The 20,651-nt window shown below is 39.1% G+C and carries 21 protein-coding genes; 1 reads left to right on the top strand and 20 read right to left on the bottom strand.

Annotation, left to right across the window (positions count from 1 at the left end):
- Positions 1–441 precede the first annotated feature (441 nt).
- The 5 genes from lysS to HMPREF1865_RS08705 all read right to left on the bottom strand — a co-directional run bounded on the left by lysS (position 442) and on the right by HMPREF1865_RS08705 (position 5,418).
- Positions 442–1,959, bottom strand: coding sequence for a lysine--tRNA ligase (gene lysS / locus HMPREF1865_RS08725; RefSeq protein WP_008715811.1), 1,518 nt, complete (start codon positions 1,957–1,959; stop codon positions 442–444).
- A 29-nt stretch (positions 1,960–1,988) separates the two neighbouring features.
- Complete coding sequence (greA, locus tag HMPREF1865_RS08720; RefSeq protein ID WP_004695428.1) at positions 1,989–2,462, bottom strand: transcription elongation factor GreA; 474 nt, start codon at positions 2,460–2,462, stop codon at positions 1,989–1,991.
- A gap of 123 nt (positions 2,463–2,585) precedes the next feature.
- The gene (gene dusB, locus HMPREF1865_RS08715; protein WP_060919853.1) at positions 2,586–3,572 is read right to left on the bottom strand and encodes a tRNA dihydrouridine synthase DusB; all 987 of its coding nucleotides are present in this window, start codon (positions 3,570–3,572) and stop codon (positions 2,586–2,588) included.
- Positions 3,573–3,666: 94 nt separating this feature from the next.
- Positions 3,667–4,434, bottom strand: coding sequence for a type III pantothenate kinase (locus HMPREF1865_RS08710; protein WP_060919852.1), 768 nt, complete (start codon positions 4,432–4,434; stop codon positions 3,667–3,669).
- A gap of 9 nt (positions 4,435–4,443) precedes the next feature.
- The gene (locus tag HMPREF1865_RS08705) at positions 4,444–5,418 is read right to left on the bottom strand and encodes a biotin--[acetyl-CoA-carboxylase] ligase (protein ID WP_060919851.1); all 975 of its coding nucleotides are present in this window, start codon (positions 5,416–5,418) and stop codon (positions 4,444–4,446) included.
- Positions 5,419–5,589: 171 nt separating this feature from the next.
- On the opposite strand from HMPREF1865_RS08705, the gene HMPREF1865_RS08700 reads away from it, so the two are divergent.
- Complete coding sequence (locus HMPREF1865_RS08700; RefSeq protein WP_004695419.1) at positions 5,590–6,933, top strand: threonine/serine exporter family protein; 1,344 nt, start codon at positions 5,590–5,592, stop codon at positions 6,931–6,933.
- Between the two features lie 53 nt (positions 6,934–6,986).
- Here HMPREF1865_RS08700 and ftsH read toward each other — a convergent pair whose 3' ends face one another.
- The 15 genes from ftsH to HMPREF1865_RS08625 form a co-directional block, all read right to left on the bottom strand.
- Positions 6,987–8,915 carry an ATP-dependent zinc metalloprotease FtsH gene (gene ftsH / locus HMPREF1865_RS08695; protein ID WP_021147861.1) on the bottom strand — a complete coding sequence of 643 codons (1,929 nt, stop codon included), beginning with the start codon at positions 8,913–8,915 and terminating at the stop codon, positions 6,987–6,989.
- 88 nt (positions 8,916–9,003) lie between these two features.
- Positions 9,004–9,549 carry a hypoxanthine phosphoribosyltransferase gene (gene hpt / locus HMPREF1865_RS08690; RefSeq protein ID WP_004695416.1) on the bottom strand — a complete coding sequence of 182 codons (546 nt, stop codon included), beginning with the start codon at positions 9,547–9,549 and terminating at the stop codon, positions 9,004–9,006.
- A 23-nt stretch (positions 9,550–9,572) separates the two neighbouring features.
- On the bottom strand, positions 9,573–10,571 hold the full coding sequence (tilS, locus tag HMPREF1865_RS08685) for a tRNA lysidine(34) synthetase TilS (protein ID WP_004695413.1): 999 nt from the start codon (positions 10,569–10,571) through the stop codon (positions 9,573–9,575).
- On the bottom strand, positions 10,540–11,436 hold the full coding sequence (locus tag HMPREF1865_RS08680; protein WP_060919850.1) for a Ppx/GppA phosphatase family protein: 897 nt from the start codon (positions 11,434–11,436) through the stop codon (positions 10,540–10,542). Before HMPREF1865_RS08680 ends, tilS begins: the two co-directional genes overlap by 32 nt.
- A gap of 97 nt (positions 11,437–11,533) precedes the next feature.
- Positions 11,534–11,935: a S1 RNA-binding domain-containing protein gene (locus HMPREF1865_RS08675; RefSeq protein WP_004695410.1), complete on the bottom strand. Its 402-nt coding sequence runs from the start codon at positions 11,933–11,935 to the stop codon at positions 11,534–11,536.
- Between the two features lie 67 nt (positions 11,936–12,002).
- Positions 12,003–12,335 (bottom strand): FtsB family cell division protein, encoded by a 333-nt coding sequence (locus HMPREF1865_RS08670; protein ID WP_004698500.1) that lies wholly within the window; start codon positions 12,333–12,335, stop codon positions 12,003–12,005.
- A gap of 177 nt (positions 12,336–12,512) precedes the next feature.
- The gene (locus HMPREF1865_RS08665; protein WP_060919849.1) at positions 12,513–13,460 is read right to left on the bottom strand and encodes an L-lactate dehydrogenase; all 948 of its coding nucleotides are present in this window, start codon (positions 13,458–13,460) and stop codon (positions 12,513–12,515) included.
- 94 nt (positions 13,461–13,554) lie between these two features.
- Positions 13,555–14,370 carry a hypothetical protein gene (locus HMPREF1865_RS08660; RefSeq protein WP_060919848.1) on the bottom strand — a complete coding sequence of 272 codons (816 nt, stop codon included), beginning with the start codon at positions 14,368–14,370 and terminating at the stop codon, positions 13,555–13,557.
- A 101-nt stretch (positions 14,371–14,471) separates the two neighbouring features.
- On the bottom strand, positions 14,472–14,942 hold the full coding sequence (folK, locus tag HMPREF1865_RS08655) for a 2-amino-4-hydroxy-6-hydroxymethyldihydropteridine diphosphokinase (protein WP_060919847.1): 471 nt from the start codon (positions 14,940–14,942) through the stop codon (positions 14,472–14,474).
- Positions 14,942–15,304 carry a dihydroneopterin aldolase gene (gene folB / locus HMPREF1865_RS08650; protein WP_004695400.1) on the bottom strand — a complete coding sequence of 121 codons (363 nt, stop codon included), beginning with the start codon at positions 15,302–15,304 and terminating at the stop codon, positions 14,942–14,944. Before folB ends, folK begins: the two co-directional genes overlap by 1 nt.
- The gene (folP, locus tag HMPREF1865_RS08645; protein ID WP_060919846.1) at positions 15,304–16,137 is read right to left on the bottom strand and encodes a dihydropteroate synthase; all 834 of its coding nucleotides are present in this window, start codon (positions 16,135–16,137) and stop codon (positions 15,304–15,306) included. Before folP ends, folB begins: the two co-directional genes overlap by 1 nt.
- Positions 16,130–16,699 (bottom strand): GTP cyclohydrolase I, encoded by a 570-nt coding sequence (gene folE, locus HMPREF1865_RS08640; RefSeq protein WP_060919845.1) that lies wholly within the window; start codon positions 16,697–16,699, stop codon positions 16,130–16,132. Before folE ends, folP begins: the two co-directional genes overlap by 8 nt.
- An 8-nt stretch (positions 16,700–16,707) precedes the next feature.
- The gene (locus HMPREF1865_RS08635) at positions 16,708–18,264 is read right to left on the bottom strand and encodes an ABC-F family ATP-binding cassette domain-containing protein (RefSeq protein ID WP_060919844.1); all 1,557 of its coding nucleotides are present in this window, start codon (positions 18,262–18,264) and stop codon (positions 16,708–16,710) included.
- A gap of 110 nt (positions 18,265–18,374) precedes the next feature.
- Positions 18,375–19,514, bottom strand: a complete 1,140-nt coding sequence (locus HMPREF1865_RS08630; protein WP_060919843.1) for an amidohydrolase — start codon at positions 19,512–19,514, stop codon at positions 18,375–18,377.
- Positions 19,515–19,640: 126 nt separating this feature from the next.
- Positions 19,641–20,579, bottom strand: coding sequence for a S66 peptidase family protein (locus HMPREF1865_RS08625; protein WP_060919842.1), 939 nt, complete (start codon positions 20,577–20,579; stop codon positions 19,641–19,643).
- Positions 20,580–20,651 lie beyond the last annotated feature (72 nt).

Raw genomic sequence — 20,651 nt, 5'->3', positions numbered from 1 at the left:
TAGTTCTATACAGTTAATCTATATCATCACATTCAGATTCGATAAAGCAAAGATAAATAAGAAAAACTTTATATGCATGAATTTATATCATATATATTATGTAAATACCACATCTCACACTTAGTATAAAATTATTTTTATACACTGTTAATAACAATTGATGAATAATCATAAACTATTTTATTATCCTAGAAATTATTTTCTATAGACCTTATATCGTTAATTTTGTTATATACTTATAAACTGGTACAGGAGCTCAATATATTAACCACTCCATTAATCTATCGTATAAAATTACATATAGCATTCATGTTTCAATACATATTTAAAGGCAGTATCGTAGTAACAGGTTTAAAATGATATTTATATGATACTAACTATTTCATAAATATATAAAAAGCTCCCTACTCAAAGAATAGGGAGCCTTAATAGTGTCGATTATTATTCTGCTTCTTCAGCTTCAAAATGCTTAGGAGCTTCTGGTTTCATCAATGGGAACAATAATACATCTCGAATAGATGCAGAGTCTGTTAAGAACATAACAAGACGGTCGATACCAACACCAAGACCAGCTGTTGGAGGCAAGCCGTACTCAAGAGCAGTAACGAAATCCTCATCCATACGATGAGCTTCATCGTCACCCGCTTCACGTTCTTTCAATTGATCCAAGAAACGTTGTTTTTGGTCGATTGGATCATTTAACTCGGAGAAGCCATTTGCCAATTCACGACCATAGATAAAAGCTTCAAAACGTTCTGTAGCCAATGGATTTTCACGACTTGCTTTAGCAAGTGGAGAAATCTCTTTAGGATGACCATATACGATAGTTGGCTGAATCAAGTTTTCTTCTACATAATCTTCAAAGCAAAGATTTAAGATTTTACCAATACCATCATTTTCTGTGTATTCTACATTTAAGCGATCAGCAATAGCACGAGCTTCTTCTATAGTTGTGACTGCATCAAAATCCTCACCAGTGTATTTTTTTACACCTTCAGCCATTGTGATACGATTCCAAGGAGGAGTCAAATTAATTTCTGTACCTTGGTATGTAATTTCTTGTGTACCAAGTACTTCTTGAGCACAGTAGGACACAAGATTTTCTGTTAAGCGAATCGCATCCTCTACATCTCCATAGGCTTGGTACGATTCGATAGTAGTAAATTCTGGATTATGACGATTATCGATACCTTCGTTACGGAAGCAACGGTTCATTTCGAACACGCGGTCCATACCACCAACGATTAAACGTTTGAGATACAATTCTGGTGCAATACGCATGTAAATATCGATATCAAGCGCATTATGGTGAGTGATAAATGGACGTGCAGCAGCTCCACCAGGGATAGCATGCATCATCGGTGTTTCCACTTCCATGAAGCCATCACGCATCATGTATTCGCGAATCTTAGCAACGATTTGAGAGCGTTTTACAAATGTATCACGCACTTCAGGATTTACAATCAAATCAACATAGCGTTGACGGTAACGAAGTTCTGTATCCTTTAATCCATGCCATTTTTCTGGTAATGGACGTAAAGACTTAGATAACAATGTTAATTTGTTAACTTTAATGGTAACTTCACCGGTATGCGTTTTAAATACGTGACCTTCTACGCCGATGATATCACCGATATCAAGCATTTTAACGTATTTATAAGCATCTTCGCCCAATACATCTTTACGGAAGTATACTTGAATATCACCAGATTTATCACGAATATTCGCAAATGCCGTTTTACCATGGGAACGGATTGTCATCAAACGACCTGCAATAACTACAGGCTGGCCATCATATTTCAAGAAGAAGTCTTCTTTAATATCTTTTGCGTAATCTTTTACGACAAAACGTTGGCCAAATGGGTAAATACCATCAGCTTCATATTCGGCTAATTTATCGCGGCGAATTTGCATTTGCTCATTCAGCTCTTCTTGTATATTTTTAATTTCTTCACTCATGTTATCGCCTCTTTGTCGGTAATTGTAAATTATTGGATTGCTAACACTTTGAATGTTACAGGACCATCTGGTGTGGAAACCTCTACTTCATCGCCCTTACGTTTACCCAAAATAGCTTTACCTACAGGAGATTCATTAGAGATACGATTGTTAAATGGATCCGCTTCAGAGGAACCAACGATAACATATTCCAATTCATCGTTGTACATAGTGTCAAGTACAGTAACTTTACTACCTACAGATACAACGTCACCTTTTACAGATTCATCGATGATTTTCGCAGTGTTAATCTTATTCTCTAACTCTACAATATGACCTTCAATAAAAGCTTGTTCATTTTTTGCATCATCATATTCAGAGTTTTCACTGATATCGCCATATTCAATAGCAGTTTTAATACGTTCAGATACTTCAATACGACGTACAGATTTATAGTACGCTAATTCTTCTTCTAACTTCTTTAAACCTTCGGCGGTGAGTAATGTTTCTTTTACGTCTGCCATGGGTACCCCACTCTTTCTACATATAAATAATAAGAAAAAGTGTCATAGTAAGATGACACCTTATCCTTTGTTTCTAAATTATCTCAACCATTATATAAAAATACTATTCATTTGTCAATCTGACTAACCTTCGGATAATATTTTGCGATACGTTTCTAGCTCATTGTGAAAGCTCGTTACAGTATGAATTGTATTCACTCGATTGCGCCAATATGCAGATTCTGGTAATCCCTTCATATACCAACCCGCATGAGTTCGTATCTCCTTAACAGCCATACCTTCACCCTTGTATTGGCATAACAGGTCAAAATGCTTTAATAACATATCTAGACGCTCTATATCGGTCGGTGCAGATAACACTTCACCAGTAGCTAGATAGTGGTGAATGTGATCAAAGATCCAAGGGTTCCCTTGTGCCCCACGACCTATCATTACAGCGTCACAGCCTGTTTCATCAAGCATTTGCTTAGCATCTTCAGGCTCCACAATATCACCATTGCCAAGTACAGGTACAGATACCGCTTCTTTCACAGCCTTAATATAAGACCAGTCCGCATGTCCACTATACATTTGCTCCTTTGTACGCCCATGTACGGCAATAGCAGCCACACCTGTAGACTCAATGCGTTTTGCAAAATCCACGACATTAATAGAGTCACTATCCCAACCGATACGCATTTTTACAGTAACAGGTACATCAACAGCCTCAACAGCAGCTTCTGCAACACGCGCCGCTAGATCAGGATTTTTCATAAGTGCCGAACCATCGCCAGAGGTAACTACCTTTTTTACAGGACAGCCCATGTTTATATCTACAATATCGGCACCCGCATCGGCCACAACCTTAGCCCCCAAAGCGATTGCTTCTGGATTAGAGCCAAAAATTTGCATGGATACAGGACGTTCTGCCTCTTCAATGCGCAATAATTCATGAGTGCGCTCATTCTTATATTTAATGCCCATAGCACTGACCATTTCGGTACACACCAAGGCAGCACCATGTTCCTTGGCCAGCAGTCGGTAGGCAATATCGCTAACCCCTGCCATAGGCGCTAATATGGCTTGTCCGTCAATTTTAACAGTCCCTATTTGCCACTGTTTATTATTCATATAATTCTATATCCTCTAATAAAAAAGGTACAGCATAAGCTGTACCCGAATGTACACTACTTTGTTACATATACGTAACTATATTATAGTAGCACTATTTATTTCTTTCGTAAATAAGGCGTAAACCTTCTAATGTAAGCATAGGTTCTACATGGTCAATACAGTCTGTAGCACTGCTAATAAGTTGTGCTAAACCACCTGTAGCCACTACAGTTACGTGATCTCCCATTTCCGCTTTCATACGAGATACGAGGCCCTCTACTTGACCTACATAACCATAGAACATACCAGATTGCATAGAAGACACCGTATTTCGGCAAATGACTTGCCCCGGATCTCTCACATCGATACGAGGTAATTTAGCCGCCCGTTGGAATAGAGCTTCTGCAGAAATTGTTACCCCTGGAGTAATAACCCCGCCCATATAATCGCCATTACCTTGTACCGCACAATAAGTAGTAGCCGTACCAAAATCGATAATAATTAGATCGCCCTTATAAAGTTCATGTGCTGCTACGGCATTTACAATACGGTCAGCCCCTACTTCACGAGGGTTATCATACTTAATAGCAATGCCAGTTTTAGTGCCTGGCCCTACAATAATAGGGTTTACATTAAAGTAGCGCAAACACACGCGCTCTAATGTAGGCATTAATGGTGGTACAACCGAGGAAATAATAATAGCATTAATATCTTTTACATCAACCTTACGATCGTGGAAGAATAGGTTCATCATCAGCATGCCATATTCATCGGTGGTACGGACCCGATCTGTGGAAATACGCCAGTGACCCACAAGTTCTGTCTTGTCGTATACACCGAGAACAATATTGGTGTTCCCCACATCAATTACTAATAACATTAATGCCTCCTATTTACGTGGACGAATTGATACGTCCCCTGCCACAATACGTTTAATTGTCCCATCTGGGATTCTTACTAATAAATTACCATCTTCATCAATATCTGTAGCTACCCCTTCATAGGTATTACCAGGAGCACGCACTTCAATTTCTTCACCAAGAGTAACAGATAATTGACGCCATTCATTAAGGGTTTCGTCAAAGCCGCTATCGAGCACTTCATAATATTGATGTTCTAATTCTTCCAATATAAGTCTAAATGCTTCTGTGCGCTCAATATCAATATCTTCCATCGCAAGGGATGTAGCAATTAATTTTAACTCTTCTGGTAATTCTTCTTGTTTTGTTTTTACGTTGACCCCAATGCCCATTACAATATGAGAAATTTCTTCCATAGAGCCAGACATTTCTGTCAAAATACCCACCAGCTTACGACCATTCACAAGAATATCATTAGGCCATTTAATCCCCGCATCAGTGAGCCCCATCTTATGAAAGGCCTTTGTTAAAGCTACTGCAGCCATCAAAGTACACTTTGGAGCCTCTGCAGGTGGAAAATCAGGACGTAAAATCAAACTAAACCACAAGCCCTTTCCAAATGGAGAATACCAACCACGAGATAAACGCCCACGGCCAGCAGCTTGTTCCTCAGTAACCACAACCGTACCTTCTTCAGCACCTTGTTGAGCTAAACGACGAGCTTCTAGATTTGTAGACTCTGTGGTATCCATATAGACATATCGTTTACCAAATACATCTGTTTTTAAGATTTGTTTCATTGCCAAGGGGCTCAACAAATCAGGTTCTTCCAATAATCGATACCCTCTCTTGGTATAAGATTCAATTTTGTAGCCTTTTTGACGTAACGCCTTGATATGTTTCCAAATAGCGGTGCGCGAAACATGGCATGCTTCGGACATATCTTGTCCCGATACGAAACTACCTTGGTTTTGTCGCAAGAATTCTAGCACTTCATCACGCATAGTTTAGAGCCCCTTTCTTTGTCAACCTAGGTTTACAATTCGATTGTACAAGTGTACCTTGTAAAATGCAAGGATTATTTAAAATAATTAATGGTATAATATATATAGTATAAAGGTATACATAAAAGAATAGATAACAATAATGCTATCTATTATCCTCCGGAGAGATATATGAAACAGTTTACATTAGAAGAAAAAAATCAAGTATTAGAAAACCCTTTTATCCATATCCATCGAAAACTGGATGTACTCCTCAACATAGGGAAGTTACTAATGGAATGTGGGGCAAATACAAATCGAATCATTGAGGAAATGCTAAAAGCCGCAACATTTATGGGAATTCCTCATGATTACTTAAATATCCATATTTCATATACCACTATTATGGTTAATCTATTACACAAAGAACGATCCATAACTGTATTTAGAAAAACACCAGTTCACATTCCGAATATGGCTATGATCAATGCCGTATCAAAGCTCACATGGCGCGCCTTTGAGCGACATTACTCACTAACGACCTATGAACGACTAATTGCCAAACTGGATACAACTATACCGACGTATCCAAACTGGATAAAAGGACTAGCTTGTGCACTAGGTTCGGCAGGTCTTGCATACCTTTACAGTGGCGATATCATCGCATTCATCGTTACTATCATATGTTCTAGTATTGGTTATTTTACGCGCACCCTATCAGGCAGATTAGGGCTTAATGAATATGTAGGAATCGCATTAGGCGGATTTGGTGCCATGATATCGGCTTACGCTTTTTATAGTCATGTAAATAATGAATCCTTACTATATGTACTCGTTTGCTGTACCTTGTTCATGATTCCTGGGGTACCATTGATCAATTGTGTCATCGATATCATTAATAATCATATTTTATCGGGTATGACACGCGCTATTAGAACACTACTCATCGTGGGTAGCATGACTTTAGGTATGGCCATGGCACTCTACTTTAGTCCTGCACCAGCATTTAATTTTGTTGATATTAAACCTCATGTTATTTCCATTGAGCAAGTTATCGGTTCTTTTACAGCTGCAGCTGCTTTTGCGGTACTTTTTAATGCTCCTGTCAGACTATTAGTATCCATTGGTATTGGTGGCGTACTATGTGTATGTATTCGCAATATACTATCCGTAGAATTAGGATTTTCTACACCAGGTGCTACCTTTATTGGTGCTGCCATTATGAGTATTATTTTTGTAAAAGTTTCTACTTGGTTAAAAACATCTAGCACTATCATTATCGTGCCGTCTGCCATCGCATTAATGCCCGGTATACTGTACTACCGATTTCTCTTCGACATGTTACACATCAATGCATTAAATGATGCTAGTCTAATCCTTATGATACAAAATGGTGTAACTGGCACATTTACAACTATAGCTATAGCAATCGGTGTAGCTATACCAAATGTTTTGGCACAAAAATATTTGCAAAAACTAAAAGAACAACGCATGACAGAACTTCTTGCCACACGTCATATAAACGATGGACAGTAAAAAAGAGCTAGCCTTCTAAAAAGGCTAGCTCTTTTTCATTTGGACAAAATCCATTATTTAATTTCATTAGATGATGCTTCACTAGGATCTGCTACAGTACTAGTTATTTCTTTAGCATCAACACTCTCTGGTACTACGCTACCTTCTACTTCAGAAGCTACTTTAGGCTCCTCAGCTTCAGGTTCTTTTGTTGTACCATATTTGTAAAGATTATCTACCGCTTTCGCATCGATTGTTTCTTCTTCTAACAAAGCATTAGCCATGTCATGTAAGAATTTTTCATTATCGCTAAGAAGTTTTGTTACATCTTTATAAGCTTCTTCTACGATACGATGAATTTCAGAGTCGATTTTCGCAGCAATTTCTTCACTATAGTTGCGCTCATGGCCTAGGTTTTTCCCCAAGAATATTTGTTCTTGTTGTTCACCAAACACAATAGGACCAAGCTCATCGCTCATCCCCCAACGCGTTACCATAGCGCGAGCAGTATTAGTTACGCTTTGCAAATCACCTGAAGCACCTGTACTGATTTCATCTAAAATCAAGGCTTCTGCAATTCGACCCCCAAGAGCGACTCGAATATCTGCTAACAACTGAGATTTTGTTTTGTAGTTTTGTTCCTCAGTAGGAAGCATCATTGTGTAACCACCAGCTGCACCACGAGGAATGATTGTTACCTTATGAACAGGATCTGCATGAGGCAATAGATGTGCTACGATAGCATGACCAGATTCATGGTATGCTGTCAATTTACGGTCCTTATCGCTCACAATATGACTGCGACGTTCAGGTCCCATACTAACTTTTTCACTGGCTTCTTCAACTTCAGCCATAGTAATTACTTTTTTGTTCAAACGAGCTGCTAAAAGAGCTGCTTCGTTTAACAAGTTATTCAAGTCAGCACCAGTAAAGCCTGGAGTTTTCTTAGCAATCGTTTTCAAATCTACGTCATCAGCTAAAGGCTTATTACGAGCATGAACTTTCAAGATTGCTTCACGACCGCGTAGGTCTGGACGACCTACAATAACTTGACGGTCAAAACGACCTGGACGTAAAAGTGCAGGATCTAGAATATCTGGGCGGTTTGTTGCAGCGATAGTAATAATACCTTCGTTGGCACCAAAGCCATCCATTTCAACGAGCAATTGGTTTAATGTTTGTTCACGTTCATCGTGACCACCACCAAGGCCGGCACCACGTTGGCGACCAACCGCATCAATTTCGTCTATAAAGATGATACATGGGGCGTTCTTTTTCGCTTGTGTGAAAAGATCACGCACACGAGAAGCACCAACACCAACGAACATCTCTACAAAGTCAGAACCAGAAATCGTAAAGAATGGTACCCCTGCTTCACCAGCAACAGCTTTAGCAAGTAATGTTTTGCCTGTACCTGGAGGTCCTGCCAATAATACACCTTTCGGAATTTTAGCACCGATAGTTGTAAATTTGCCTGGATCCTTTAAGAACTCTACTACTTCTTCTAATTCTTGTTTTGCTTCTTCAGCGCCAGCTACATCTTTGAAGCTAACCTTTACATTGCCTTCACCCATCAATTTAGCACGGCTTTTACCAAAGTTCATCACTCGGCCACCGCCACCTTGCGTTTGTTGCATGATGAAGAAGAATAATACTACCAAGATGATAATCGGAATAGCAGAACCTAACAAGCTCATCCACCAAGCAGGTTGCTCAGGTGGAGCTGCAGTAATTTCTACACCATTATCTTGTAAAGTTTTGATTAATGTTTCATCAGTTGGCGCATAAGAATTGAATTCTGTTCCATTTTTTAGTTTACCTTTAATACCATGATCATTGGTAATCGTTACGGACTCAACCTTTTTCTGTTGTACTTGTTGAATAAATCCTGTATAACTGAGTTCAGATTTATTCGCACTTTGACCAGAGAAAGCGTCAATGGCGATAACGAAAGCGGCAATGATAAGTAAATAAAGGACGATATTTTTAGTAAATCGACCCAAAATATTACCCCTTTCAATAATAGTTTAGTGGTATAAACGAATTGAGTACATCTCGTTGAGAGATGCACTCATATATTATATCATATTTTTAATCTTGATACATTTCTTCCTTTAAAATACCTATATAAGGTAAGTGCCGATATTTTTCTGCATAGTCTAAACCATAGCCGATAACAAAGTAGTCAGGAATGACAAAGCCTACATAGTCTACTTCTACATCCATTTTACGGCGTTCAGGCTTATTCAATAACGCTGCAAGACGTACGCTTTTAGCTCCACGAGCATGTAAATTTTCTAACAAGTAATGTAATGTTGTACCCGTATCTACAATATCTTCTACAACGAGTACATGCTTTCCTTCTACAGAGCGATCCAAATCTTTTAAAATTCGTACTACCCCTGTACTAGTTGTACCACTGCCATAGCTAGAACAAGAAATAAAATCGAAGCTTACATCCACATTCTCATCGATAGAACGAGCTAAATCTGTAAAGAAAACGATAGCACCTTTCAATACACCTACGAGAACTACGGATTCCCCTTTATAGTCAGCACTGATTTGATGACCTAATTCAGCCACACGTGCCTTTAATTGTTCCTCTGTATATAAAATATCTTTTGCATCTTGATGCATCTATATGACCTCCGCAATTCATATTAATGTTTGCAATATACTTTTATTGTATCACATTGAGCACTTACTTTTATACTTTTTATATTGAAAGTTTTCTTTTCCCCAGTGTTAACAATGTCGAGTAATTGCTCTTGATGAGCAGTGGTAAGCTTGATTTCAGGATCAAAGATGCTCACCAGTCTTTGCCACAATCGACGTTGGATAGCCAACGGCTTCTTACGTAACCCCCTACGAGATATAAACGCGCCCTCATCAGAGATAGTTACTAACTCATCAAACGCCATATCCGTTAAATTAGAAATAAGAGAAATGTCTTCGCGTACAGAAGCCCCTAGCCTTACTATAGCATCGATAACGATAGGATTAATGGCTTTTAACTCAGGTATAATGCGATGACGAATTCTATTTCTTTGATATCGCACATCCTCATTTGTACTATCTATACAGTAAGAAATATCTTTCTCTTTTAAATATAGAAGTAATTCTTCTTTTGTGACATCTAACAGAGGTCTTACTACTGGAACAATATAATCATTACTAACAACGGCCATGCCTGTCAAACCATTAAGTCCAGTCCCTCTAATAAGATGTGCTAAAATTGATTCTGCTTGGTCATCTTTATGATGAGCTACTGCAATATAGTCATACCCCTCAGACTGTGCTATACCGGTTAGCCATTGATACCGAACTTGGCGGCCTATAGTTTCCTCTGATAGCTTTTGAGCTTGACTCAATTTAGGCACGTCAAAGACAGCCGTATAAAATGGCAGTCCTAGCACGTCCGCTTGATTTCGTAACCATAGGACCTCATCCTTACTTTCAAGACGAATACAATGATCTACGATAGCAACTCCAAGCTCATATACTGTATGGCGATGTGTAGCAATATCTTGCAATAAATGCAATAAAGCCATCGAATCAGGACCACCAGAACAAGCTACCAAGATACGACAATTCTCAGGAAATATATCATGTAATTTTAAAGTGTGATTAACGGTTCGAATGAGTGCTTTCACATTCACGGGCCATCGCCTCCATACCATCTTGGTCGCTCACAAATACATGAGGGACCTCATAGGAATCCATAAAGGACGTTAAAATCTCTGCCCCAGCAACAATAATGTCGGCACGCCCAGCGGGTAAACCTTTTACTTGTAGTCTCTCATCACGACTCATATACCGCAATTTCATAATAATGCCTTCCACTGTTTCACGGCTCAATTTATGACCTTGTACCTTTGTGCCATCATAATGGTCTAAACCTAAATCAATAGCAGCCAAGGTTGTTAGGGTTCCTCCAATACCGATAAATTCACCAAATTCACCTTCAATCCTCATCGGGTCCCAAAGAAAACGAGTTTCCTCCCACACTCGTTGAGGCCCTTCGTCAGATATAGATTGAAGGCGTACCGCTCCCACAGGATAAGAACGACTCCAGTACACTCCGTCCTTGTTACCTAATGCAAGTTCTGTACTACCTCCACCAATATCGATGGTCGTATAATGACGTCCATCCTTTAATTGATCTCCTAACGCACCATTAAAACCATAAATAGCCTCCTCAGCACCAGATAAAATTCGCCACTCCATAGGACAGTATTCATTAATACGTTCCATAAATGCAAGTCCATTGGCTGCTTCACGAACAGCACTCGTCGCAAAACCAAAGCAATAGTCAGCACCGTATTCATTTCCTATTTTTTGTATATCCGTAAAGGCTTGATAGGATGCTTCCATGGATTCATCTCGCAAGGTACCATCTGTATTTCGTTGACCTAAACGGGTAGTCCACAACTGCTTAGGCTCATAACGCCACTCGTTATTCTCATAGGTAGCCAATAATAAACGCACCGAATTAGAGCCAATATCTATAATTGCTAACTTCATAATTGCTCCTTACATATAAATAGCATTTTTCTAATACTATTATAGCGTTAATACTCTATACATAAGTAAAGAGATGGCTAGATGCCATCTCTCACTATTAATCTCGACGACCACCTCGGCCTCCGCGTTTTCCTTCGGTATTGCGTTTTAAATCGTGTAATCGTTCATTGCTATCGCGCAAGAATGATTTCATCTTCGCTTCGAAAGACTCTATGCTTTGTTTCGATTGAACACGATGAGGACGTTTTTCTTCGTCCATCCCCTCTTTAGGTTGTGTTTGACGAATGGAAAGACCTATTTTATTACCATCAATAGATAAAACCTTAACCTTTACTGGATCCTCAACCTTTAAAAGGGTATTAATATCTTCAATATATCCATGAGCTACTTCAGAAATATGAACTAACCCTGTTTGCTTTTCTCCTAAATCAACAAATACGCCGAATTTTGTAATACCTGATACGGTACCATCAATAATGTTACCAACTTCGATTGCCATGCAACCTCCTAATTAATGCGGAAACCTTAAACTACAAACTAATGCGAAAAAAATAAAAGAATAAAATCTATTTTACATATGGTACTTCACCAGGTTTTACCAATCCTAACTCCTCACGAGCAACCCCTTCTATGGTCTTTGGATCTTGTAACCTAGCCTTTTCCTGTTCTAACTCTTCATTTCGCTGCTGTAACTCTTGCAATTGTTGCTCTATATGTTGTTTTTCTTGATATACAGCCACCAAGCGATAAGCCTGCCCTAACAGTAACAGCACCATAATCCCTATGCCAATTCGCTTGATCCACATGAGGATAATACGCTGATCCTGTGCTTTGCGATTAGGACGAACCCGTTTGCGTGGCCTTTTTGGGCGTTGTACATCCATAGTGTCCTGAGTCATAATATCCCCCAAATATTCATCATCTGTATACTGTCATTTTTAGATTATACCACATAACAGAGCTTGGGACTAAAGAAAATTACAGATATTTCTCATTAAGAACGGTAACATAAATCCGTATAAATTTAAAATTCCATATGCAATGTAAACTTTCTATATACAAAAGTAAACATCCACTTACATAGCCTCAGCCTTTGCAACATGTTCACGAATAACAGCACAAGAAGCTTTAAATAAGGCTAGCTCTTCATTAGTTAGTTGCAGTTCAAAAACATCTTCGATGCCATCTTTACCAATAACAGCAGGAGTAGATGCAAATATTCCTTCTTCTCCATATTGTCCATTTAAATAACAGGAGCAAGGCAATACCTTCTTTTCATCATGGAATACGGCGCGAATCAATTCTGTGGTAGCACTCGCAATACCAAACTCCGTAGAGCCTTTACCAGCTAGTACATGATAGCCACCAATTTTAACATCATCTAGTACTTTTGTATGGTCAAGTTTAGGAAACCTATGAGGTAGCTCTCGATATAATTCTAAAAGTGGTTTACCTTGTACACAGACATGGGACCACGGCACCATGGCACTACCTCCATGTTCACCTAAACAGTAGGCCATAATAGAGCGATTACTAATAGTAAAGATATGAGCTAATTCTTTTTGTAATCTAGCTGAGTCTAGCGCTGTTCCCGTTGAAATGATACGCTTAGGATTCCACTCAAGATGTTTACATAAATAGGTAGCTACCACATCAGCAGGATTAGAAATTGAAATGATGAAACCTTGAAAAGAAGACTTCTTAATACGTGGAATAACGTCTTTTAGTACAGCCACTGTTTCACCAAGACTCTCAAGGCGATCCTGATACAAATTCGGCAAAGGCCCCGCACTAAAAACGAGGATATCACAATCTCCACATTCTTCAATAGGACCTGATGTAGCAGTTACTTGATGTGGAATATAGCTAACGGCATCATTAATATCCATAGCTTGCGCCTGAGCTTTTTTCTCGTCAATATCCATCAAATATAATTCATCAACCTCACCTTGCAAGGCTAAAGAAAATGCCACATGAGAGCCAACATGGCCAGTGCCAATAATACCTACCTTACGTAACTTCATAAGAGCCTCCATATCTTAGCATAAAACGATAGCATATCCTCAAATGCCAATTATTTAAATCACGTATATCTGTATATGATTTATCTTAATAGAATCATAACTCATTTAAATTCATCTCATCCAAATTGAGTGGGAACAAATCTTTTCCTTCTATCGCTTGAGGAGATTTTTCTAAATATTGCTTACGCATGGACCATAAAATATCCAAATCTGAAGGATCCAATTTAGATAATGCATATATCATAGTAAAGTCAGAACCATAGTGTCCACGTAAGCTATCAGGTACACCCTTAGAGCCTTCACCACTAATACGGTTATTAAAGAACCCTTGAATACGACGATTATCTAAATCTATAATAATAAAACCTGATCCATCATACACATATAATGTATGATTAACACGTTTTAATGCACGTACTGTATTCGTAATAAAATACTGGTCCTTCAAATCAATGAGGGACGACTCATAACCAGAATGGTAAAAGTCACCATAATAATGGGCTCCTCCATCAGTAGACTCCAACAAGCCTTTAAATTCTTTTTGCTCTTCAGCACTGAAATCGGATAAAGATTTTAGCTTTGTTATATTCCGTAAACCTCGTTGGTAATCATCCGATTTAGTTGGCTCTATATGTTGCCCCCTAAAGGTTATTGGCATTAAACGAAGTGCATTATCAGATAAATTATAAATTCCTAGTCCTTCATAACCTAAGAAATACACTTGTGATCCACTAGTCTTCATAGCTAATATTCGTTTTGAAATAATGGCATCACTAGAATTAACCAGTGTATGCGCTTCTGGATCAATACGTACTGTTTTACTATCATAATTTGCTCCTACAGCAAGCCAGTAAGATATCCCCATTATAATAAGTGCCAGTACAAATAATCCAATACGTTTTATATTCATCTACGCTCTCCATGACTTTCCAATCATAAAACGTAAAAGCATGCGTACAATATGTATCGTGTTTACAGTGTATCTAACATTAGATTATATACGATTCTAGCTTATGCACCCAATTGAGCTAATCGGTCAACAATCTTAGTCCCTTTATATGTGAATGTTGGTAATAGCTGAGATAGCGGTTCTAGTACAAAATTACGATTCCAAAAATGAGGATGCGGGATCACAAGACTCTCATCACACAAAGAAATCATCTTCCCCTCTATATCGTACACTAAAATAATATCCAAATCTAATGTGCGAGGGCCCCAATGAATCAATCGTTTTCGTCCAGCCTTCTTCTCTAATTGCTGAATAAGGCTGAGCATTTGATGTGGATCTAGAGTGCTTTCACAAGACCATACGCCATTGACAAAGGTATCTTGTTCCGTATATCCCCACGGCTCAGTTTCAATCAGAGGAGAAGTGACTAGCCTGGAAATTGCCTCATGATGTAGTAAGGCTTGAAAAGCAGAACTGATGTAGCCTCTCTTATCCCCCATATTCGAGCCTACACTAATGTAATAGGTATACATCAAATTTGTCCTCTTGTGGTGATAACCTCAACATAATCTAAAATACCTGAAATCGGTACAGATGGTTTACGCACCGTTACAGATAGACCTACGATGCCTTGATAATATTGGTACAAGGAATCGGCGATAAGCGCCCCTAATCGTTCTAACAGATTATGCTTTTCACCAGTCATAATTGATTCTACAGTTTCATATACCTCTACATAATTGATGGAATCCTCTAATTGATCACTTTGACCCGCCTTTGTAAGATCAGTTATTATTTCTACATCTACAAAAAATCGTTGTCCTTGTTCTTGCTCAGATGCCAAATTTCCGTGATATCCGTAGAATGCCATATTTTTTAAAACGATTCTATCCATTATTCACCTCGTAACAAGCCGTCTGCTACAGCTAAGGCGCGTTTATGCATCTTTACATTGTGAACACGCACCATATCGACGCCTTGGAATACGCCTGTAATACAAGCAGCTACCGTACCTTCATCGCGATCTTCTGGAGGCAATCCGCCTAACATAGATCCGATGAAACGCTTGCGGCTTGGAGCAAGCAAAACAGGGTATTCATAAGCGGTTAACTCACCCAAGCGTTGCATAACTTCAATATTTTGTTCTTCAGTTTTACCAAAGCCAATACCTGGGTCAAGCCAGATTTGTTGTGGCGTTACACCCTCTTTCAACGCTTTATCAATAGCACAGAAGAAGAAAGCTTTCATATCTTCAATGATATCACCATAATTTGTATCATTACTATTATGCATGATGATAACAGGTACCTTATATTTAGCCACCACCGCAGCCATGTCAGGGTCATAATGTAAGCCCCATACATCATTTAGAATATGAGCCCCTTTTGAGAAAGCATATTCTGCGGTTTTTGCATGATATGTATCGATAGATACAGGAACGGTAGAGACCTTTAACACAGGTTCTATCAATAAAGAAAGACGTTCTATTTCTTCGTCCGTAGTCAAAGGTGTAGAACCTGGTCGTGTAGACTCAACGCCTAAATCGATAATATCTGCACCATCTTCAATCATTTGTTTCACATGAGCAGTAGCTGTTTCTGGTGTATTAAATTGCCCCCCATCAGAGAAGGAGTCAGGTGTACCATTCAATATACCCATGATAAGGGTACGATCACACAAAGATAAGCTTTTGCCATCATTCCATGTATAATTTCTACGTTTAAACATTTACCTGTCCTCCGCCTAACATTGCCAACGCTTCATCCCTTACTGTACCTGTTTCAGCTAATACGCCTCGGCTTTCTAATGTAATTACCTTTGAATCTTGCTGCATAGTTCCTTTAATAAGCATACACAACTGAGTCGATGTAATGCGTACAAAAACGCCATGAGCAGATAAATCATTCATTATCGCATCTGCTAATTCAGATGCTAACCGCTCTTGTAATTGCGGTCTGCGACTGAGTATATTAACAACATCTTGAAACTTACTGAGCCCGGCCACACAGCCATCCTTAGGTTGATACACAATATCTACAGTCCCAAAGAATGGCAATAAGTGATGCTCACACATAGAGTAAAAGGGAATCCCTGTAACCGCTATAAGACCTTTGTAATCGGTACTAAACGTTTCACCCCATACCGATTTTGTTTCGACTCCTACGCCACTAAATAATTCACTATATAATTCTGTTACACGACTTGGTGTCTTTTCTAACTCTGGTGCCTCTGTATCAACAGATAAAGCCTCTAAGAATTGCTTTATCCCGTCATTTGCACGTTGATTCATCGGTCCTCCTAAACAATCTTTGTCGTCCAATCTTCAATATTCCAAATATCCGTAACCCAATCTTGATAGAATTCAGGCTCATGACTTACCAATACAATTGTACCTTTAAAATCACGTAGTGCACGGCTCAACTCTTCTTTTGCATATATGTCTAAATGGTTGGTCGGTTCGTCTAGGACCAACACATTGTACTTATTCTGCATGAGCTTACATAGGCGAACCTTCGCATTCTCACCACCTGAAAGTACGCGCATTTGAGACGTAATATGTTCATTTGTAAGGCCACAACGAGCTAATGCTGCACGCACCTCTGCATTTGTCATCGCCGGATATTCATTCCAAATATAATCTAACGCTGTTTCGGAATTAGATGGCGTATCCTCTTGGGCAAAATAGCCAACTTGTAAGAATTCACCTTTTACCAACTCACCACTAACAGGCTTTAATAGACCTAAAATAGTCTTCAACAACGTTGTTTTACCTAAACCATTGACACCGCGAATAGCAATTTTTTTGTTTCTTTCAATTTGAAAGTCTACTGGTCTTGTTAATGGTTCATCATAACCTAATTGCAGTCCGAAAGCCTCTACGATAAAGCGACTTGGCGTACGTCCTTCTTTAAAGCCAAAAGTGGGCTTGATATACTCTTTTGGCTTTTCTAGAATTTCCATCTTTTCTAAGCGCTTTGCTCGAGAATTTGCCATACCACGTGTTGCAACGCGCGCTTTATTGCGCTGAATAAAGTCTTCCATACGCTCAATCTCTTGCTGTTGACGTTCATACGCCTTAGCTGCTTGCGCTTTTTTCACCTCGTAAGCAGCTTGGAACTGATGATAATCACCAGTATAACGCGTAAGCACCGCTTGTTCAATATGGTAAATAACATTGACTACGGAGTTTAAAAACTCCATATCATGAGAAATCAAGATAAAGGCATTTTCATAATTTTGCAAATAGTTTTGCAACCACTGAATATGCTCCACATCAAGATAGTTTGTCGGTTCGTCTAAGAGCAAAATAGTCGGTTTCTCTAGTAATAGTTTTGTGAGCAAAACCTTGGTACGTTGACCACCGCTGAGCTCTGTTACATCTCTATCTAAGCCGATATCCATAAGTCCCAATCCGGCAGCGGTACGCTCAATAACCGCATCAATTTCATAGAACCCACGTTGCTCAAGAATTTCTTGCCATTCCCCTACCTGTTCAAGTAGCTTATTCATTTCATCTTCGGATACATCACCCATACGATTATACGCATCGTTAATGTTTTGCTCCATGACGAACAAATCATCAAAAGCACGTTGTAATACATCACGGATGGTCATACCTTTTTCAAGAACAGCATGTTGATCCAAATACCCGACAGTTACCTGATTGGACCATTCAATTTTCCCCTCATCAGGTGGCAATTTACCTGTAATGATATTAAGAAACGTAGATTTACCTTCACCATTTGCACCAATGAGGCCTACATGTTCACCTTTTAGCAAACGGAATGATGCATCATCTAAAATTTGTCGCGCTCCAAAACCATGAGTTACATTTGAAACGGTTAAAACACTCATATCTATCTCCACCGGAATAAAAGCCGTCTTGTTGAAGACGGCTTATTTCATACTTACTTAAATATTATATCTATTGTACCTTTTTGACCTCTATATGTCAAAAATTGAACTTACTTACACATCGCATAACGCAAGGCTACAACAGCCATAATCTTAGCACCCTTAATCGCTTGGTCTAACCCATAGTCAGATCCAGCAGCACAAGTAAATTCTGGCGTATGCGCTTCTAAACCTAATCCAATCTGCAAGGTAGGCTGTGCTGTTGGTACTTCGTAAGACACATTACCTACATCAGTGCTACCATCCGCCTCATCATCAGGCAATATACGTGGGCTTTCACCAAATTCAGTCATCACATCTTTAAAGAGATTTAATAACTGTTTATCTTGACGCATATCCTTAAAGAGTGGCTCATAGTGATGCATCTCAACTTGAGCTCCATAGGATGAACCGATTGCTTGGGCTGCCTCTTTAATAGCCGGCAAAATAATACCTTCTAAATCATCCACTGTACTACCACGAACAGTCATACGAATCGTAGCCTTTGGTGTAACCACATTTGGTGCCGTACCTGCCTCTGTAAAGATGGCACCTACAATAGCACCTTTAGGAAAGGTCTTTTTTAAATCTTTTACCCTTTGATATAAGTCTACCGCACAATCTAGGGCATTGATTCCTGAATCTGTTAAAGATGCAATATGACAAGAACGTCCATGGAACGTAACCTCTAGAGGATGTGTCGCCAAGGATGTACCTCCTACCTCATTTTCTCCACCTGGATGAATGATAAGTGCTGCCTCATAGCCTTTAAAAAGACCGGCTTCTGCCATATATACCTTACCACCGATAGTTTCCTCTGCAGGGCACCCAAAGAATGTTGTACCCCAATCCTGTGGTGCACTTTGACTAAAAGCAACAGCAGCACCTAAACTCATCATAGCAATAAGGTTATGACCACAGCCGTGGCCTAGTTCCGGTAGCGCATCATATTCACCTAAGAAGGCTATTTTATGCCGTGCAGTACCGTTATAGTCGCCCCGTAACGCTGTTTGTAACTCTGGCCGATTAGTTAGACTTACATGAGATATAAAATTATGTGTTTCTAAGAATTGGTGAATTACCTGTACTGCTTTATGCTCATTCAAGCCCAATTCAGGATTATCATGTAAATATATGGAAACTGCACGCAATTCCCGTGCCATACTATCTATGATGGCACAGGCGCAAGCCTCTCGTTCTTGTAGTGTCATAACTCCCCTTGTTATTATCTAATATCTTATTACCTATTATTTTATTACCTAATATCACGGTAACTACTATTTTTATCTAATATCTATTTGTCTATTAAGTAAAATCGTTCATCCAAAAGCTCTTAACTATTTCGTATAAGGATGAACGATGATGGTATTAGAAATATATCTAAAGCTAATCGTCGCTCCTAGCGGTAATGTTTGATGTGGCGACCCATGTCCCGTTGGCACATAGCATACAAAAGGATCTGGTAATTTTGGATTTCTATTTTCCTCCATATAGCGCAATGCTTCATAACCTAAATCGTAATCACGCTCATCTTCATCTCCTTCACAATCTGTAAAGGTACCAATGACTAAGCCTTTAATACCGCTCAACAAACCGCTGAGTCGAAATTGTTGTAACATGCGATCCAGCTTATAAGGAGCCTCCCCGACATCTTCAATAAATAGTAAGGTATCTTCCCATGATTCATTCTCTAAAAAATAAGGCGTTCCCGATAACATGGATAACATCGTCATATTACCACCTCGTAAAATACCCTCACCGAGTTCTGTGCCAATCGCACCTCGGGGAGGCTCTGGCAAGGGTTCTATAACTTTTAATTTGCCTTCTAAAGCATTAAATAGCGTATCAATATCTGACTTACGGTCTAATTTAAAATCTACCCCCATAGGTCCATGATAAGTAATGAGGCGGCTATATCGATTAATAGCCATATGAAGTGCTGTACAATCACTATATCCAACAAAAGCCTTCCGATACTTACGAATCGCTTTATAATCTAATAAATCTAAATAGCGCATCGTGCCATAACCACCGCGCAAGGCAAGAACCGTATCACAAGGAGCCGCAGTCATCATGTATTGAAATTCTACGGCTTGCTCCTCAGGTGTGCCTCCATATAGCCCCTTTCTCCTTGCACTTTCTCCTACAAGCACCTTATAGCCTTTAGCCTTACAAATTTGTTCTATTCTATGTAAATCTTCATCGCTAGCACTAGCAGGTGCCATAATACCTATGGTCATCCCCGGTGCCAAACGTTTTGGTTCAATCCAGTCCATATATCCTCAGAAAATACCTGTTAACTTATAATATATTAATAATCCCATGCAACAAAAGACTAATATATTAAT

Origin of the sequence: Veillonella parvula, from assembly GCF_001553335.1 — a bacterium.
GTDB lineage: Bacteria > Bacillota > Negativicutes > Veillonellales > Veillonellaceae > Veillonella > Veillonella parvula_S.
The sequence above is the reverse complement of the archived record's forward strand: the minus strand, read 5'-3'. Positions and strand labels throughout refer to the sequence as shown.

What these genes read in the sequence shown, in the direction of transcription:
- lysS (WP_008715811.1), bottom strand. Translation starts at nt 1,959, where the DNA reads ATGAGTGAAGAAATTAAAAATATACAAGAAGAGCTGAATGAGCAAATG.
- greA (WP_004695428.1), bottom strand. Translation starts at nt 2,462, where the DNA reads ATGGCAGACGTAAAAGAAACATTACTCACCGCCGAAGGTTTAAAGAAG.
- dusB (WP_060919853.1), bottom strand. Translation starts at nt 3,572, where the DNA reads ATGAATAATAAACAGTGGCAAATAGGGACTGTTAAAATTGACGGACAA.
- HMPREF1865_RS08710 (WP_060919852.1), bottom strand. Translation starts at nt 4,434, where the DNA reads ATGTTATTAGTAATTGATGTGGGGAACACCAATATTGTTCTCGGTGTA.
- HMPREF1865_RS08705 (WP_060919851.1), bottom strand. Translation starts at nt 5,418, where the DNA reads ATGCGTGATGAAGTGCTAGAATTCTTGCGACAAAACCAAGGTAGTTTC.
- HMPREF1865_RS08700 (WP_004695419.1), top strand. Translation starts at nt 5,590, where the DNA reads ATGAAACAGTTTACATTAGAAGAAAAAAATCAAGTATTAGAAAACCCT.
- hpt (WP_004695416.1), bottom strand. Translation starts at nt 9,549, where the DNA reads ATGCATCAAGATGCAAAAGATATTTTATATACAGAGGAACAATTAAAG.
- HMPREF1865_RS08680 (WP_060919850.1), bottom strand. Translation starts at nt 11,436, where the DNA reads ATGAAGTTAGCAATTATAGATATTGGCTCTAATTCGGTGCGTTTATTA.
- HMPREF1865_RS08675 (WP_004695410.1), bottom strand. Translation starts at nt 11,935, where the DNA reads ATGGCAATCGAAGTTGGTAACATTATTGATGGTACCGTATCAGGTATT.
- HMPREF1865_RS08670 (WP_004698500.1), bottom strand. Translation starts at nt 12,335, where the DNA reads ATGACTCAGGACACTATGGATGTACAACGCCCAAAAAGGCCACGCAAA.
- HMPREF1865_RS08665 (WP_060919849.1), bottom strand. Translation starts at nt 13,460, where the DNA reads ATGAAGTTACGTAAGGTAGGTATTATTGGCACTGGCCATGTTGGCTCT.
- HMPREF1865_RS08660 (WP_060919848.1), bottom strand. Translation starts at nt 14,370, where the DNA reads ATGAATATAAAACGTATTGGATTATTTGTACTGGCACTTATTATAATG.
- folK (WP_060919847.1), bottom strand. Translation starts at nt 14,942, where the DNA reads ATGTATACCTATTACATTAGTGTAGGCTCGAATATGGGGGATAAGAGA.
- folB (WP_004695400.1), bottom strand. Translation starts at nt 15,304, where the DNA reads ATGGATAGAATCGTTTTAAAAAATATGGCATTCTACGGATATCACGGA.
- folP (WP_060919846.1), bottom strand. Translation starts at nt 16,137, where the DNA reads ATGTTTAAACGTAGAAATTATACATGGAATGATGGCAAAAGCTTATCT.
- folE (WP_060919845.1), bottom strand. Translation starts at nt 16,699, where the DNA reads ATGAATCAACGTGCAAATGACGGGATAAAGCAATTCTTAGAGGCTTTA.
- HMPREF1865_RS08635 (WP_060919844.1), bottom strand. Translation starts at nt 18,264, where the DNA reads ATGAGTGTTTTAACCGTTTCAAATGTAACTCATGGTTTTGGAGCGCGA.
- HMPREF1865_RS08630 (WP_060919843.1), bottom strand. Translation starts at nt 19,514, where the DNA reads ATGACACTACAAGAACGAGAGGCTTGCGCCTGTGCCATCATAGATAGT.
- HMPREF1865_RS08625 (WP_060919842.1), bottom strand. Translation starts at nt 20,579, where the DNA reads ATGGACTGGATTGAACCAAAACGTTTGGCACCGGGGATGACCATAGGT.